Source organism: Desulfovibrionales bacterium (genome assembly GCA_028715605.1).
GTDB lineage: Bacteria > Desulfobacterota > QYQD01 > QYQD01 > QYQD01 > QYQD01.
Genome location: JAQURM010000005.1, coordinates 149,159 through 164,128, shown reverse-complemented (window position 1 = coordinate 164,128; position 14,970 = coordinate 149,159). Strand labels below are relative to the sequence as shown.

The window sequence follows — 14,970 nt, the reverse complement described above, 5'->3', positions numbered from 1 at the left end:
AGCTGTGAATTGCGCATAGCTGGGTCTTACAATCTGGCCTTTGAAAGGCTTGAGCCGAGTGAAGGGAAACTTTCACGCTCGGTTCTTAGGAGAGCGAGTAGTAGTAATGCTGCTCGCTTATCCGACTAAGTTCACGCCCATGCTAGGCGTACATAAGGCCCTGCAGGCGGAAAGAGAAAAATGCAGACACAACTAACATTATTTGAAAAGCCATCAGTAACTATGCCGGATTTGAAAGTCTCCAGATCGGGAACTTTCGTTGACAACATAGCGTTACCTGTTCACCGATGGTTCCGCTACTCGGCTGGCTTTGCTGCTCAATGGGTGGAGCAGGTCTTGCAGGAATGGGGAATTGGGCATGATAGTATTGTCCTCGATCCATTTGCCGGATCGGGCACGGTTTGCGTTGTCTGTGATGCGCTCAGAATTAAGAGCATCGGAGTCGAAGCCCATCCAATTGTGGCCCGTATTTGTAAAGCGAAACTCCTGTGGAAAACTCCAGTCGACCCTTTCGCTGACTTTGCGGCACAAGTCTTGAAAAGCGCACGGACCCAGAAGGCGAGAACGAGTGATTATGCGTCGCTGATTCGGCGCAGTTTTGACGAAGATTCACTCGCCGTCTTGGAAAGTCTGAAAACGGCGTGGTCGTCTTTACAGGATCAGTCTCCAGAATCCGAACTGGTCTGGCTCGCTCTCACAGCAATCCTTCGCCCCACATCTAAGGCGGGAACCGCTCAGTGGCAATATATTCTTCCCAACAAGACCAAAAAAAAGGTGGCCCCCCCACTATTGGCATTTCAGCAGCAGATTGAACTTATGAAATCCGACATGAGATGGATGCAATCTCGCGCGGAACAATCAAGAGGGCAAATCATCGCGGGAGATGCTCGGAGTATGGCGGTTATCATGCCCAAGCAAGTCGATGCCGTTATCACATCACCCCCTTATGCGAACAATTACGACTACGCTGACGCATTGCGGTTTGAAATGACTTTCTGGGGAGACGTAAACGGTTGGGGCGACATTCATGACAAGGTAAGAAAACATCTGATCGTGTCTTCCTCCCAACATTCCTCTCGTGAACGACTGAAGCTGGAGGACCTTCTGGAAACAGAATCAGTCGCACCAATCAGGGATGAGTTGCGGCAGGTTGTCCATAAGTTGGCCATTGTCAGGGAGAGTCACGGTGGCAAGAAGCACTATCATACGATGATTGCGGCTTACTGCCGAGACATCGGACTTGTGCTTCAAGAACTTCGGCGCGTCTGCAAGCAGGGAGCGCGTATGTGCTGGGTCATCGGAGATTCGGCGCCTTACGGCGTTTACTGCCCCATCGAAAGGTGGATTGCTGAGTTGGCGGTTGCGGCGGGGTTTGAACAGCATCACTTCGAAAAACTTCGGGATCGAAACATAAAGTGGAAGAATCGCAAACACCGAGTTCCCTTGAAAGAGGGACTTCTTTGGATTGAGGGGTAGACATGGCAGTATCACTTGCGCACACCTTTGGGCAGATAATCGGAAACGTCCTCGAAGATGCTATTGTATCGACACTTCGCAAGTTTGCGGACGATCATGGATTGTACTTAGACATGAAGGGGCCACGAGCAGCAAGAGAGGGAAAAAAGGTCACGTGGACAGATCTCTATGGCAATGCCCATGACTTGGACTTCGTTCTCGAACGAGGCGGAACGGACGAAATAATCGGAATCCCTGTTGCTTTCATTGAGACAGCGTGGCGTCGTTACACAAAGCACTCGCGAAACAAAGCACAGGAAATCCAGGGGGCAATCCAAGTTCTGGCTTTAACCCACAAGTACAGTTGCCCGTTCACTGGCGTGATTCTCGCAGGTGTCTTCACCAACGGAGCATTGACCCAGCTTAAATCCCTCGGGTTCCACGTGCTCTACTTCCCCTATGACTCAATTGTTCAGGCATTCAAATCTGTTGGGGTTGACGCGGATTTCGATGAGGACACGGCGGAAAAGGATTTCCGCGCAAAAATTCGTCGATGGAATTCATTGAGCAAACGATCAAAGCAAGGTGTTGCTGATTTCCTCGTGCGAACGCATCAACAAGACATAGACGTCTTCTTTGGCGCGCTGGATAAGACGGTGTCTCGGAGAGTCGATAAGATCGTTGTAATTCCGTTGCACGGGAAGGAGACAGAATACTCTTCAGCGACGGAAGCCATTGCCTTCCTGTCCGCCTACCAATCAAGCGGAGTCCAAGGCAAAGTCTACAAGTACGAGATTCACATCCGCTACAACACCGGTGACAGGGTTACGGCTGAATTCACGACCAAGGATGCCGCTGTGGAGTTCTTGGCGAAATACAGATAGAAGGCCAGGTGAATTCAAGTTGTAAGTGCACCACTTGATGTCTGCCAGAACACTTCATGTGGAGACCGGGAAGACGAGGCTTGTGTAGAGGCGATTCATGAATCGCCCTATCTAAAATAACAGCCGTGGTTATTTTAATTTTCAGGGTGGGGCCGCTCCGATGAAAAAGTTCCAGTCCTGGCATCTGATCCTAAATCACGTTGACATGCAACAAGGATTTTCCTATATTGGCCACATAAGAGGGGAATATTGATCAAGGCTGATTAACGGACATATCGATTACTACGAAAGTGAAGGTTCGTGTACCCACACGCCTTAACATACAATATTACAGGTAAGCGATTATGGAGAAAAAAGAAATAATAAAAATCATCAGAAATCGCAAGCCTGAGCTGGAATCCCATTATGGAGTCCAGCGGCTCGGCTTGTTTGGCTCCTATGTTAGGGAGAAGCAGAGCAAGAGGAGTGATATCGATATACTCGTCACGTTCAACCGCGATATCGACCTCTTCGACTTTTTGGACCTACGTGAATATCTCGAAAGCCAGCTCAGTATCAAGGTTGATCTGGTCATGGAGTCCGCTCTCAAGCCGGCCATTGGTAAACGTATCCTGTCCGAGGTCGAATATGTCTAAAGGGCGGGAGATCTCCGATTACCTTGATGATCTTGTAACTGCTATTGCCGACGCCGAGGAGTTCACCCATGGAATGTCTTACGAAATGTTTGCAGCGGACAAGAAGACGGTCAACGCCGTGATCAGGTGTCTCGAAGTCCTCGGCGAAGCAGCCAAACACATTCCGACATCATTTAGAAAAAAACATCCCGATATTCCCTGGAATAAAATGGCCGGCATGCGGGACGTTCTCATCCACGACTACATGGGGGTTGACCTGAAGACCGTCTGGAAGGTTGCCCAAGAGCGTTTGCCGGAGTTGAAGCCCCTGCTCGAAGGATTAAAACCTACAAAGAACGATTAAACGGCATTGCTCTATATGAGGGCGTTGCCTCCTGCTGCCACCCGTTTGACTCCCACATTCCATGTATGATACGATAAATAGTACCTGAACAGGGTCTCCCCGATGAGGTGACTAGGGCATCCGTCATCCCGTGAATAAGGCGTTGTGATATGGATCATATAAGATTTCGATTGCGCATATTTTTTATCCTTCTATTGGGCATTGTGCTGGTGGGAACCGCCGGCTTCATGGCCATTGAGGGGCTTTCTCTGCCGGATGCCTTTTACTTCACAATGGTCACGATAACCACGGTGGGTTATGGAGATATCCACCCCGCCACGCAGACAGGCAAGATGCTGACCATCCTCCTCATTGTAATGGGTGTTGGAACATTCCTCGGAGTAGTGGCAAACGCCACGGAGTTGTTGCTGAACAAGCGGGAAAAACAGATCAGAATGGAAAAGTTGAACATGGTGATCGGATTGTTTTTCAGCGAGGTCGGAACCGGCCTGCTGGCTTCTTTTTCCCGGTCCGATCCCAACCTGGAAATCCTGCGAAGGGAGCTTATCATAAGGAGCGATTGGTCTGACCGGGACTTCCTCGGCCTCGAAAAGCGCATTGAGAAATACGAATACGCGGTTGATATCAAAAAAACGGAACTGGAAGAATTGCGGGGTTTCCTCGAAGCAAAAAGCATTCTCCTGCTGCGATTGCTGGAAAATCCGGTGCTGCTGGAACATGAGGTGTTCACCGAACTCCTCAGGGCCGTCTTCCATTTGAAAGAAGAGTTGGCAAGCCGAACGGACCTGAGCCGGTTACCGGATACTGACTATGCTCATCTCGCCGGTGACATAAAGAGGGCTTATGGCCTCTTAGGCCGTCAGTGGGTGTACTACATGAAACATCTAAAAACCAACTACCCTTATCTCTTTTCTCTGGCCATGAGAACCAATCCCTTTGACAAAGACGCGTCACCCATAGTGAGATAGGGGCTTGTTTTTCGAGAACAGATTTTAGAAAGACCACTGAAGAATATCTTGCATTTGCATTAAAAAAGCTTAATCATAGACCAAGAAAGCGCCTCAACTACCGGTCTCCACTTGAAGCGTTCTGGCAGACATCAGGCGGTGCACTTACAATTTGAACATGCATAGCAAGCGAATACGATGCATTTTACCTTGCATACGGAGATTCCCCGCAGCTTGCTGCGGGGAGCTTCAATTCACCTCCCCTACGGTCCTTACCAATTGTATGGATTGACAGAGAAGGAGATTGCGATTGTGGAGGGGAAGGCGTAAAATAAGTACGATTTCACTAAGGGAGTGAGTTATGAGAACAAAAGGAGCAACAGCAGAAGTTTTTTTGGCAGCATTCAAAACTTTGCCGCGAAAAGAGCAAGATATTTTTCTGTCATCCATATTAAAGGACAAAAAACTCCGCGAGGATCTTATAGATATAGCCATAGCAGAAAGTAGGGTAAAAGGCCAAAGCAGACCATTCAGAGACTTTTTGAAAGAGCATGACAATTAAATGGATAAATATTCTATTGAGATTATCTCAAAGGCAGCAAAGGAATTTTTGAAACTGCCTGAACTGGTGAGACTAAAAATTCGCAAACGGATACTTTCACTTGAAGACAATCCTAGACCATTCGGGCATAAGAAACTAAAAGAAACCGAATATTATAGAATAAGAAGCGGTGATTATAGAGTGCTGTACCGCATTGATGATAGGATGAAAATTGTTAAAGTGCTGTCAATCGCCCACAGAAAGGATGCTTATAGGTGATATAAAGCATACCTTCATTACCCTCTTTAACCAAATCCTTGCTGCTGACTAAAAACCCCTCCTTCATACGCCCTTTGGTAAGGGCGGAGATTGTGGAGGGAATGCGATAATTATGGAGATTATAAACCGTTAGAACACATTAAAACAAGAATTACCGGGCAGCACAAATACAAATTACACCTTACATACAGGAGCAGAGAACATGAAAAATGCAGAGATGAAAGTTGAAGGGAATATCCTGACCATTACAGTGGATTTATCCAAGGAATTCGGCCCGTCATCCTCGGGCAAGACCATCATTATTGCTTCCACGGAAGGGAACATCAGCGTCCCCGGCGCTGAGGACAAGAAGGTGGGCTTGAACGTTTACCGCAGGAAGTAAGAGTCAGAAATTTCGGTTATACGCAACGTCATAAATAATCGCGTATAAATCTTCATCCCCGCTCGCCTGCGGCGGATAAACTTCAGCGGGAATCCGGAATCATAACCAAAGGCCTTTATAATGCCTTCCTTTGCAGTTAGTGAAGAGAAGAACAGATGGCTAAAGGAGACTATGGAGGCCCTCGGCATCCAGGAAAAGGATATCGAGGAGAAATTCATCCGGTCATCAGGAAAAGGCGGGCAAAATGTGAACAAGACCTCCACCTGCGTCTATCTGAAACACCTGCCTACCGGAATAGAAGTAAAGTGCATGAAGGACCGGAGCCAGTCTGTTAACCGGTTCCTGGCCCGGCGTGAGCTTGCAGAGCGGATTGCGGCGCTATCAGGCCGGGTGACCGGCCGCGGCCTTGCGCAGGAGAGAATAAGGAAGCAAAAGGCAAGGAAGAGAAAGAGAACAAAAAGTAGGTACGGCATCAACCCTGAGTCCTCATGATAAGCAGAGAAGCGCTTCAGATCCTGGAATTCGATAAAATCCTGAATACAATTTCCGGCTTTTCCCATAGCGATGCCTCGCGACAGGCTGTTTTGGATATTTCCCCCTTAAGTGACCGGGGCGATATAGCAGAAAGATTCGGACAGGTCAAAGAGATTCAGGGGCTGGCCCAGGCTGGCACCCCACTCAGGTTATCTCATTTTCAGGACATATCCCAGGCCCTTGAGCAGGCAAGGCTTGAGGGCGCCGTCCTTGATCCCGGCGAACTTATAGCCTTCGTGCCTGTTCTGCGGATAATTTCCGAGGTATCCGCGCAGATCGCAGAGGCAGACAGCCTGCCCGGGCTGACCAGGCTGACCGGCCATTTAACTGGCTTTCCCGATATACTCGCCGCTATCGGGAGGTCTATCGATAGCGAAGGAAATATCCTGGACAGCGCGAGCCCGACCCTTTCTCATCTGCGAAGCCGAATAAGAGGCATGGAGGCGAAGATAAGAAAGAGATTGGAGGAGACGGTAACGGACCGGGGTGTGACCCCCTTTTTACAAGATGACTTTATTACTCAGAGGGCGGGCCGGTGGGTTATCCCGGTGAGAATGGACGCCAAAGGTCAGGTGCCGGGCGTGGTCCATGATGTCTCAAGATCAGGCGAGACGGCCTTTACAGAGCCATTAGAGATAATCGGAATTGCCAACGAGCTGGAGAACCTTGTTGCCGAGGCCAAGGCAGAAGAGATTCGCATCTTAAAAGTTATCTGCAAGATGATAAGAGAAGAAGCGGACGAAATTAAGGCGCAGTACAAGACCATCGTTTATCTCGATGTCCTGGATAGTATCGCCCGGTTTGCTGATTACCTGCAAATGGAAGCGCCCCGGATAACCGGTTCATCTGAAATTAAACTGGTGAGGGCAAGACACCCGCTCCTTATGCTGTCGCAGAAAGAAAGAGGCATGGGAGAGGTGGTGCCCCTTGATCTCAGCCTCGCCGGCGAACATACCGTGATGGTCATAACCGGCCCCAATGCCGGGGGCAAGACTGTCGCCATCAAGACGCTGGGGTTGCTCCTCCTCATGGCCCTATCCGGCATTCCGGTGCCGGCTGATTCCTCGTCCACCTTTCCCCATGTCAGCCGGCTTCTCGTTGATATAGGAGATGAACAATCCATAGAAAGCAGCCTGTCCACTTTCTCCGCCCATGTCTCTCATATCGCAGAGATACTCAAAGAGGCCGATGCAAAGACGGTCATCTTGTTAGATGAGATGGGCACCGGGACGGACCCGGTGGAGGGAGCGGCCATTTCCTGTGCTGTTTTAAAAGAGCTAAAAGGCAAAGGCGCCCTTGTTTTCGCTACTACACATCTCATGGACATAGTGGGTTTTGTCCATAGGACAGCGGGGATGGTAAATGCCTCTATGGAATTCGATCACGACACGCTGAGTCCTTTATACAGGTTGAAGGTGGGAGAGCCCGGTCAGTCCCATGCCCTCGAGATAGCCAGGAGATATGGTCTCCCCGCGCACGTCCTTGAGTTCGCGAAAAATGTGCTGGGTAATGTGAACGTGGAATTCCACAAGCTTCTTACAGAGTTGAAGGAGAAAAGGGCCGCGCATGAAGAGGGACTTAATGAGCTACAGCGGCAAAAGGCAGAGGTTAAAGGAAAAGAGAAGTTTTTAAATGAAAAACTGACCGAGGCAGAAAAGCTAAAGGCAGAGATAATGGAAAAGGCATACCGGGAGGCCAAGGATATTATTTCGGAGACAAAGAGGCAGGTCTATGCCGTCCTGGAAGAGGCGAAAAAGCAGAAGAAGGGTCGCGAGGCCATGAAAAGGATCGTAAGGATACAGCAGGGGGTCGAAGATAAGCTGCGGGAATTCGATAAGGAACCTTCTCTATCAATCGGTGAGATAAGGGAAGGAGACACCGTATTTATCAGGTCCGTGGGCTATGATGCCACGGTGATGAGGGTTGACCGAAGACATAAACGGGTGAGGGTAAGGGCCGGAAAGATGGAATGGGAAGTGCCGGTTTCGGATATTGTCACTGAAAAAGGGAAGGTCCCGGAAGTAAGGGCTGCTTCTGATAAAAAAGCAGGAACACTAGAGACGGTTCCAGATATGTTGAACTTGATCGGCTTGAGGGTTGATGAGGCCCTATCCGTACTGGAGCCTTTTCTCAATCATGCCTCCCTGGCGGAACGCAAGGAGGTAACCATTATTCATGGACTGGGGACAGGCATCCTGCGGAAGGCCGTGCGCGAATATCTCACCGGGCACCCCCTGGTGGAGCAATTCAGGGGCGGGGAGTTGTCTGAAGGAGGGGATGGGGTGACGATAGCGACGCTGAGGTGATATGGGGATATTCTTCGGAATGTGTTCACAAAGGGGTGAGAATCAGGGGGATGCTATTTTTCCTCCGGTACCTCCCCACATATAAGACGACGTAAAAAGTCTGCCTTTTTGGGGGATAAATCGAATCTGACACAGGCTTCTTCCAGTAAGACGTGTAACGGGATGTCCTTCTTTTCCAGCCGGCATTCGGATATCCACTTCACTGCGTTGCGGATATCTTCTCCTTCCGGCATTATATCGCCAGCATCGGTCATTTTATGCGCTCCATAGTAACTAGTGCTCATCCGAAAATTTTAGGTTTCGGATGGAAACCAGCTAAATTATTTTTCCACTATTATACCTTTCTTTTTCATTTCCTTCAAAAAAGATTCTATATCACCGCCGCCGCATCCTTCCAGCTCAAATTCATCCGCTATATTATCCATAAAAAGTACAGATAGGCGATTTTTGCCGATCAGGGAGATTTTTCGGATGTGTTGCGCGTCCAGCCACAGGCCGACCTTTTCCCTGAAATCCTCAAGATTACATTTTGCCCTGCCCATGGGAGCCCCCTTATTGTTGCGTACCGGATAGAGAAATTCACGTCTTTCAAAAGCGAAAAGCGGCACAACCTCTCCCGCCGTGCCGCTTTCCACACCCTCAGATCAGATATATTCCTTATTTTTTCTCTTTCTTTTTGGCGGGCTTTTCTTCCTTCTTGGCGGTTGCTTTCGGTTTTGGCTTGGCGTGGGCCTTACAGGTTTTACACATGGTGCCATCCCCCTTTAGGCATTATTTTAAAAAATGTTATCAGCAACCATGAGATAAGTCAATAAATTTTGGAGGTCATGTAGGGGTAATTTTATTCCAAAAGGCACATGAAAGTGCTATAAGATAATGTATTCGTTCACCGTTATCGGTTCACCGTTGTCCGTGAAAAGCACAAAAACGCCTTTTTCGGTGAACGGATGCGTATTCCTGCGAAGCTTGTCCCTGACTCCGATCAGGGAGCAGGAATCCAGAAACTAAAAGACTGGATTCCGTGTCAAGCACGGAATGACAGATAAGAGGGTACTTACAGATGAAAAAAGGCCGTGTTGTTTTTGTTCTGGCAGCCGGGATTGCTATCGCCCTGGCCGCCATTATCCTGTATTCCAATAACAAAGAAGATGGGAATTTCATCAAGCTCTCCGGTAACATAGAGGCTACAGAGGTGGCCATAAGCTTCAAGATTCCGGGAAGGCTCATAGAGAGAAGATTTGATGAGGGTCAATGGGTCGAAAAGGGTGAGGTCATGGCCCGCCTGGATGACGCTGACCTTAAACACCAGGTGAGTTTGGCCAGGGCCAATCGGGCCGCGGCCCAGGCCAGGTTAAAGGAGCTGCTGGCCGGATCGAGAACTCAAGAGATAAAGCAGGCCGAGGCCGTATTGAAGCAGGCCGAGGCCGATATGCAAAACAAGGAGCGGGATCTAAACCGGGTGTTGCCGCTGTACGAGGCCGGGATTGCATCTAAAAAGACACGGGATGACGCAGCGACAGCTTATAAAATAGCCCAGGAGGCCTATCAACGGGCTGGAGAAAACTACGCATTGGTGAAAGAGGGGCCTCGCAAGGAAGACATAGAGGCCGCCCGTGCCCAGGCAGCATCAGCGGAGGCCTCTTTGAAACTTGCCGAAACCAACTTAAGTTATGCCGCTGTGTATGCTCCTATCTCAGGGGTGGTGCTTTCCAAGGCGGCGGAGCCAGGCGAAGTCTTATCTTCAGGCAGGCCTGTTCTTACGCTCGGAGACATAGACCATATCTGGCTCAGGGCTTATATTGATGAAAAAGACCTGGGTAAGGTGAAATGGGGGCAAGAGGCCTCAGTAACCACAGATTCTTATCCTGGTAAGGTCTATAAGGGCAGGGTATCTTTTATCTCATCTCAGGCTGAATTCACTCCCAAGACGGTCCAGACGGAGAAAGAGCGGGTAACGCTTGTTTACCGGATTAAGGTAGATATGGACAACAAGGATCGGGAGCTAAAGCCGGGCATGATTGTGGATTGCCGGGTAAAGACGGGGCCTTAAATTATTACCACGGCAATTAAAAAGCCTAAATCCCCCCTCACCCCCCTTTAGAAAAGGGGGAACATACCGTTAATCCCCCTCTTTGGGAAAGAGGGGTCAGGGGAGATTTTAAAAATGCTGTCCAAATCCAGCCTTTTAAAAATCTTATTTTGGACAGATGTGTAACTAAACAACAAAAACTGTATCAGCTTAGCTGGTTGAAAGAGTATTCTTAAATCCCTCCCAACCTCCCTTTTTCAAAGGGAGGAGAAACACTTCCCCCTTTGGAAAAGGGGTATTGAGGGGAATTTTAGCTCTTATAGCACCTTAAGTGTTACTAAAAACTATTCTGTAGCTAGACCTGTCCATAGTTGATAGAGCTTTGTCATTCTTTTGAACTTTGGGCTTTGGCATTTGAACTTACCGGTTATTACCATGTTTGCCATTGATGTCCAAAATCTGACAAAAAATTTCAGAGACGTTGTGGCCGTGGATAATCTCACTCTTCAGGTCAAGGAAGGAGAGATATACGGCCTGGTCGGTCCTGATGGCGCCGGCAAGACCACCACGCTGCGGCTCCTTTCCGGTGTCCTCAAGCCGGATAAAGGGGAGGGGACAGTAACCGGTTTCAGGCTTTTTCACGACCGGGAAAAGATCAAGGAAAACATATCCTACATGCCTCAGCGTTTTGCCCTTTATACTGATCTGACCGTGGAAGAGAATATCCGTTTCTATGCGGATGTCTTTGAGGTTCCGGGCAAGTTGTGGCGTGAGCGCGCCGAACGCTGGCTGAAAATGTCCAACCTTTTTGATTTTAAAAATCGCCTCGTGCAGAACCTTTCGGGCGGTATGAAACAGAAGGTGGCCCTCATCTGTGCGCTCATCCATACGCCCAAAATGCTCCTTCTGGATGAGCCAACCAATGGCGTGGATCCGGTGTCACGGCGCGACTTCTGGGGTATCCTTTATGGCTTGCTCAAGGAGAGGGTGACGATCCTGGTCTCTACTGCCTACCTGGATGAGGCGGAACGATGTAACCGCATAGGACTTCTCCACCATGGGCGGATGCTCCTGGAGGGGGATCCGGCCGCCGTAAAGAACCGGTTTCCCGGACAGGTAGCTGAGATTGTCTGTGGGGAACGCGAGCGGGTCAAATCTCTACTCCGGGACCTGGAGGGCGTTCAGGACGTTATCGTGAGCGGCGATCGCATACACGTCCACCTTGACGACTTTAAAAGACGGGAATCTGCTGTGAGAGAAAGATTAAAAGGGGCTGACATACAGGCAGAGTGTTTTGCCCCTGTGTCACCTTCTTTAGAGGACGTTTTCATGTCCCTGGTGCAACGGGAACAGAAGAAGGGCGAGACAGGATGACTTCGGAATACTCGGTAAGCGTAAGTGAACTCGTAAAGCGATTTGGGGATTTTACTGCCGTCGATCGGGTGAGTTTTAATGTAGGAAAGGGTGAGATATTCGGCTTTCTGGGGCCAAACGGCGCAGGGAAATCGACTACCATACGCATGCTCTGCGGCCTGATCAGCCCCACAGGCGGAAATGGAACGGTGGGAGGATTTGATATCGTCAGGGAATCCCAAAAGATTAAAGAGCATATCGGCTATATGTCGCAGAAGTTTTCTCTATATGATGACCTTAAGGTAGGAGAGAATCTCGCATTTTTCGGCGGGGTATATGGACTTTCCGGTCAAAAATTGGAAAAACGCACCGGGTTTGTCTTGGATTTTACCGCGCTATCAGAAAAAAGAGAGAGCGTCACCGCTACGCTCGCCACCGGATGGAAGCAGCGGTTGGCCCTGGGTTGCGCCATACTCCATGAGCCGGCTATCGTGTTTTTGGACGAACCCACATCCGGCGTCGATCCCCTCTCCCGACGCCGTTTCTGGGACCTTATCTATCTCATGGCCTCCCAAGGGGTCACGGTCTTTGTCACTACCCATTACATGGATGAGGCAGAGTACTGCGATCAACTGGCCTTGATATATCGCGGCCGGCTTATTGCCCTCGGCAGTCCACAGGAGCTCAAAAGTCGGTATATGCAGGAAACGATTCTGGAGGTCGCCTGTCATCCTCTGGTGGAGGCCCTGGAGGCGCTTCAGGGCGGACTTGATACCGCCATATTTGGAAACACGCTTCACGTTAAAGTACAAGAGCCGGTCTCCGGGCAGGATGCCATCCGGGAAAGGCTGGCTGGTAGTGCAATAGAGGTCCAGAACATACGGGCCATAGTCCCTTCTCTGGAAGATGTCTTTGTTACCCTTATCGAACAGGAAGACGCAAAGGAATCCAGCCGTGTTCAGGCCTAAACGTCTTTACGCCGTTACCCTGAAGGAATTTATCCAGATATACCGTGACCCCCGCAGCCTGGCTATGGTTATATTGCTGCCTGTTCTGCTCATCGTCCTCTTCGGGTATGCGGTGACCTTTGACATTAAACACGTTTCTATGGCTGTTTTTGATCAGGATCGAACCCAGAGGAGCCGCGACTTCATGCAATTCTTTGCCAATTCTCAGTACTTTTCCGTACATAGTTATCGAGATAACTATCAGGAAATAATCGACGATATAGATGCCGGTCGCATCAAATTCGGCCTTGTCATCCCGGCCAGGTTTTCCCGGTCATTATCTTCCGGCCAGGAGGTCCCGGTTCAGGTACTCCTGGACGGGAGCGATCCCAACACGGCCAACATCGTCCTGAGCTACGTCAACGGGATTACCGAGATATTCAATGCTACAATCCGGGGAGACAAAATTCCCGTCACGGCCCGGGTGCGCGTCTGGTTTAACGAAGAGATGGAGAGCAAGAATTCCATAGTTCCGGGCCTGATCGCGGTCATTATGACGGTGATTGGGGCGCTCCTGACTTCTCTCACGGTGGCCCGTGAGTGGGAGAGGGGCACCATGGAAGGCCTTATCTCGACTCCGGTAAAAAAGCTGGAGCTTATCCTGGGAAAACTCATCCCGTACTTCGTTCTGGGCATGGTGGATATGTTTATTGCCGTAGCCGCAAGCCGATTGATTTTTGATGTGCCCCTGCGCGGCAGTTTCGCGGCGCTGGTGTTCATCTCCGGTATATTCATGATCGGTTCCATAGCCTTTGGCTTTTTCTTGTCGGTCATCGCCAAAAATCAACACATGGCCAATCAATTAGCCATATTTACCACGTTTCTGCCCGCCTTCCTTTTATCAGGCTTTCTCTTCCCCATCGCGAATATGCCTGCTTTATTACAGATTATCACCCAGGTGGTTCCGGCCCGGCACTTTGTTGCGGCCCTGAGGGCCATCTATCTCAAGGGGCTTGGGTTAGACTTGTTATGGATGCAGACCGTAATCCTGGCCATAATCGGCCTGGTCGGCATAGCCGCGGCATATATGAAGTTCAAAAAATTCCTGGAGTAAGCACACCTTGTTCAACCGCATACGCACCATCATTATAAAAGAGTTCATCCAATTTTTACGGGACAAACGTATGCGTTTCACCCTCCTGGTCCCGCCTATCATGCAATTGATAGTTTTTGGTTACGCGGCCAACTTCGATTTAAAGCATATTCCCACCGCAATAATAGATTATGATCAGAGCGTGGAGAGCCGGGAGATACTCTCCCGATTTGATAGCACGGCCTATTTTGACATAAAACATAGGGTGAGGACTATGCCGGAGCTTAAAGGGCTTATAGATCGAAGCAGGGTTATTCTAGGGATAGTCATTCCGGCCGGGTATGCCAATGACGTGCGCGGTGGAAAGCCTGTTAATATCCAGGTGCTCTTAGATGGTACGGATTCAAATAGCACAATGGTCATTGTCGGCTATCTGAACCGGATATTGGGCGACTATAACCGTGCGCTTTCTGCCAAATTAGTCGCAGAATATGGCGAGGTCACGGTTGAGCCGCGTACCTGGTATAATCCGAACCTGGAAAGCCGGGTCTTTTTCGTCCCCGGAGTCATTGCCCTGGTGGTCTTTATGGTCACCATGATACTTACCGCCATGGCTATTGTGAAAGAATACGAGATCGGCACTATAGAACAGATTCTCGTGACGCCGATACGGCCGATTGAGCTTATCCTGGGAAAACTATGCCCATTTGCGGTTGTCGGCATTGTCGATGTCATTTTGATCAGCATAGTAGGCCTCTTATTATTCCAGGTTCACATAGCCGGCAACCCGCTGGTGCTCTTTCTCGGCGCTATAATGTTTCTCTTAAGTTCCTTAGGATTTGGACTTTTCCTTTCCACGGTGTCGCGTACCCAGCAGCAGGCCCTTATGGCCAGTTTCTTATTCATTAACCCGGCCGTCATGCTCTCCGGCTTCGGCTTCCCCATTGAGAATATGCCTCAGTGGGTGCAATACCTGACCTATCTGAATCCGCTGCGTTACTTTGTGGCGGTTATCCGTGGGGTATATCTAAAAGGCGTTGGACTTGACATCCTCTGGCCGCAACTGCTGGCCATGGCCGTGATAGGCATATCTGCGATCGGCATAAGCGCCTTACGGTTTAAGCAGAAACTGGGATAGGGAAGATTACGTCCCAGGATTCAGCCCCGGCCTGCCGGCTCTCTCTCCCTGCATTAGGAACCCCTGGTCTCTTCGCTTCACGGCTTGCGCAAGCGATCCTTTCG

17 protein-coding genes are annotated in these 14,970 nt (G+C 49.6%); 15 read left to right on the top strand and 2 right to left on the bottom strand.

The window, feature by feature from the left end:
- Nucleotides 1–180: 180 nt before the first annotated feature.
- The 10 genes from PHT49_07515 to PHT49_07470 all read left to right on the top strand — a co-directional run bounded on the left by PHT49_07515 (nucleotide 181) and on the right by PHT49_07470 (nucleotide 8,306).
- On the top strand, nucleotides 181–1,476 hold the full coding sequence (locus PHT49_07515) for a DNA methyltransferase (GenBank protein ID MDD5451725.1): 1,296 nt from the start codon (nucleotides 181–183) through the stop codon (nucleotides 1,474–1,476).
- 2 nt (nucleotides 1,477–1,478) lie between these two features.
- Nucleotides 1,479–2,339: a hypothetical protein gene (locus PHT49_07510; protein ID MDD5451724.1), complete on the top strand. Its 861-nt coding sequence runs from the start codon at nucleotides 1,479–1,481 to the stop codon at nucleotides 2,337–2,339.
- Nucleotides 2,340–2,683: 344 nt separating this feature from the next.
- Nucleotides 2,684–2,974, top strand: a complete 291-nt coding sequence (locus PHT49_07505) for a nucleotidyltransferase family protein (protein MDD5451723.1) — start codon at nucleotides 2,684–2,686, stop codon at nucleotides 2,972–2,974.
- A complete protein-coding gene (locus PHT49_07500) occupies nucleotides 2,967–3,317 on the top strand; it encodes a DUF86 domain-containing protein (GenBank protein ID MDD5451722.1) in 351 nt (116 codons plus the stop codon). The genes PHT49_07505 and PHT49_07500 overlap by 8 nt, the downstream gene beginning before the upstream one ends.
- Nucleotides 3,318–3,466: 149 nt before the next feature.
- Nucleotides 3,467–4,285 carry a potassium channel family protein gene (locus tag PHT49_07495; GenBank protein MDD5451721.1) on the top strand — a complete coding sequence of 273 codons (819 nt, stop codon included), beginning with the start codon at nucleotides 3,467–3,469 and terminating at the stop codon, nucleotides 4,283–4,285.
- A gap of 340 nt (nucleotides 4,286–4,625) precedes the next feature.
- Nucleotides 4,626–4,826 carry a hypothetical protein gene (locus PHT49_07490; GenBank protein ID MDD5451720.1) on the top strand — a complete coding sequence of 67 codons (201 nt, stop codon included), beginning with the start codon at nucleotides 4,626–4,628 and terminating at the stop codon, nucleotides 4,824–4,826.
- A complete protein-coding gene (locus tag PHT49_07485) occupies nucleotides 4,827–5,084 on the top strand; it encodes a type II toxin-antitoxin system RelE/ParE family toxin (protein ID MDD5451719.1) in 258 nt (85 codons plus the stop codon). It abuts the gene before it with no gap.
- 202 nt (nucleotides 5,085–5,286) lie between these two features.
- Complete coding sequence (locus PHT49_07480) at nucleotides 5,287–5,466, top strand: hypothetical protein (protein ID MDD5451718.1); 180 nt, start codon at nucleotides 5,287–5,289, stop codon at nucleotides 5,464–5,466.
- Nucleotides 5,467–5,586: 120 nt separating this feature from the next.
- A complete protein-coding gene (locus PHT49_07475) occupies nucleotides 5,587–5,958 on the top strand; it encodes a peptide chain release factor-like protein (GenBank protein ID MDD5451717.1) in 372 nt (123 codons plus the stop codon).
- On the top strand, nucleotides 5,955–8,306 hold the full coding sequence (locus PHT49_07470; protein ID MDD5451716.1) for an endonuclease MutS2: 2,352 nt from the start codon (nucleotides 5,955–5,957) through the stop codon (nucleotides 8,304–8,306). The genes PHT49_07475 and PHT49_07470 overlap by 4 nt, the downstream gene beginning before the upstream one ends.
- 53 nt (nucleotides 8,307–8,359) lie before the next feature.
- Here the strand turns inward: PHT49_07470 and PHT49_07465 are convergent, their stop codons facing one another.
- Together PHT49_07465 and PHT49_07460 are read right to left on the bottom strand one after the other, a co-directional pair.
- On the bottom strand, nucleotides 8,360–8,560 hold the full coding sequence (locus PHT49_07465; protein ID MDD5451715.1) for a hypothetical protein: 201 nt from the start codon (nucleotides 8,558–8,560) through the stop codon (nucleotides 8,360–8,362).
- Between the two features lie 66 nt (nucleotides 8,561–8,626).
- The gene (locus PHT49_07460; GenBank protein ID MDD5451714.1) at nucleotides 8,627–8,848 is read right to left on the bottom strand and encodes a hypothetical protein; all 222 of its coding nucleotides are present in this window, start codon (nucleotides 8,846–8,848) and stop codon (nucleotides 8,627–8,629) included.
- A gap of 518 nt (nucleotides 8,849–9,366) precedes the next feature.
- Here PHT49_07460 and PHT49_07455 point away from each other — a divergent pair.
- The 5 genes from PHT49_07455 (at nucleotide 9,367) to PHT49_07435 (ending at nucleotide 14,866) form a co-directional block, all read left to right on the top strand.
- Complete coding sequence (locus PHT49_07455) at nucleotides 9,367–10,356, top strand: efflux RND transporter periplasmic adaptor subunit (protein ID MDD5451713.1); 990 nt, start codon at nucleotides 9,367–9,369, stop codon at nucleotides 10,354–10,356.
- A gap of 393 nt (nucleotides 10,357–10,749) precedes the next feature.
- Nucleotides 10,750–11,709, top strand: coding sequence for an ABC transporter ATP-binding protein (locus PHT49_07450; GenBank protein ID MDD5451712.1), 960 nt, complete (start codon nucleotides 10,750–10,752; stop codon nucleotides 11,707–11,709).
- Nucleotides 11,706–12,656 carry an ABC transporter ATP-binding protein gene (locus PHT49_07445; GenBank protein ID MDD5451711.1) on the top strand — a complete coding sequence of 317 codons (951 nt, stop codon included), beginning with the start codon at nucleotides 11,706–11,708 and terminating at the stop codon, nucleotides 12,654–12,656. The genes PHT49_07450 and PHT49_07445 overlap by 4 nt, the downstream gene beginning before the upstream one ends.
- A complete protein-coding gene (locus PHT49_07440) occupies nucleotides 12,643–13,749 on the top strand; it encodes an ABC transporter permease (protein ID MDD5451710.1) in 1,107 nt (368 codons plus the stop codon). The genes PHT49_07445 and PHT49_07440 overlap by 14 nt, the downstream gene beginning before the upstream one ends.
- Nucleotides 13,750–13,756: 7 nt before the next feature.
- Nucleotides 13,757–14,866: an ABC transporter permease gene (locus tag PHT49_07435; protein MDD5451709.1), complete on the top strand. Its 1,110-nt coding sequence runs from the start codon at nucleotides 13,757–13,759 to the stop codon at nucleotides 14,864–14,866.
- Nucleotides 14,867–14,970: the final 104 nt, after the last annotated feature.

Excerpts from the sequence above, each read along its gene's own strand:
- PHT49_07515 (MDD5451725.1), top strand. The coding sequence starts at position 181 with ATGCAGACACAACTAACATTATTTGAAAAGCCATCAGTAACTATGCCG.
- PHT49_07475 (MDD5451717.1), top strand. The coding sequence starts at position 5,587 with ATGCCTTCCTTTGCAGTTAGTGAAGAGAAGAACAGATGGCTAAAGGAG.
- PHT49_07500 (MDD5451722.1), top strand. The coding sequence starts at position 2,967 with ATGTCTAAAGGGCGGGAGATCTCCGATTACCTTGATGATCTTGTAACT.
- PHT49_07470 (MDD5451716.1), top strand. The coding sequence starts at position 5,955 with ATGATAAGCAGAGAAGCGCTTCAGATCCTGGAATTCGATAAAATCCTG.
- PHT49_07495 (MDD5451721.1), top strand. The coding sequence starts at position 3,467 with ATGGATCATATAAGATTTCGATTGCGCATATTTTTTATCCTTCTATTG.
- PHT49_07510 (MDD5451724.1), top strand. The coding sequence starts at position 1,479 with ATGGCAGTATCACTTGCGCACACCTTTGGGCAGATAATCGGAAACGTC.
- PHT49_07455 (MDD5451713.1), top strand. The coding sequence starts at position 9,367 with ATGAAAAAAGGCCGTGTTGTTTTTGTTCTGGCAGCCGGGATTGCTATC.
- PHT49_07465 (MDD5451715.1), bottom strand. The coding sequence starts at position 8,560 with ATGACCGATGCTGGCGATATAATGCCGGAAGGAGAAGATATCCGCAAC.
- PHT49_07460 (MDD5451714.1), bottom strand. The coding sequence starts at position 8,848 with ATGGGCAGGGCAAAATGTAATCTTGAGGATTTCAGGGAAAAGGTCGGC.
- PHT49_07480 (MDD5451718.1), top strand. The coding sequence starts at position 5,287 with ATGAAAAATGCAGAGATGAAAGTTGAAGGGAATATCCTGACCATTACA.
- PHT49_07490 (MDD5451720.1), top strand. The coding sequence starts at position 4,626 with ATGAGAACAAAAGGAGCAACAGCAGAAGTTTTTTTGGCAGCATTCAAA.
- PHT49_07445 (MDD5451711.1), top strand. The coding sequence starts at position 11,706 with ATGACTTCGGAATACTCGGTAAGCGTAAGTGAACTCGTAAAGCGATTT.
- PHT49_07485 (MDD5451719.1), top strand. The coding sequence starts at position 4,827 with ATGGATAAATATTCTATTGAGATTATCTCAAAGGCAGCAAAGGAATTT.
- PHT49_07505 (MDD5451723.1), top strand. The coding sequence starts at position 2,684 with ATGGAGAAAAAAGAAATAATAAAAATCATCAGAAATCGCAAGCCTGAG.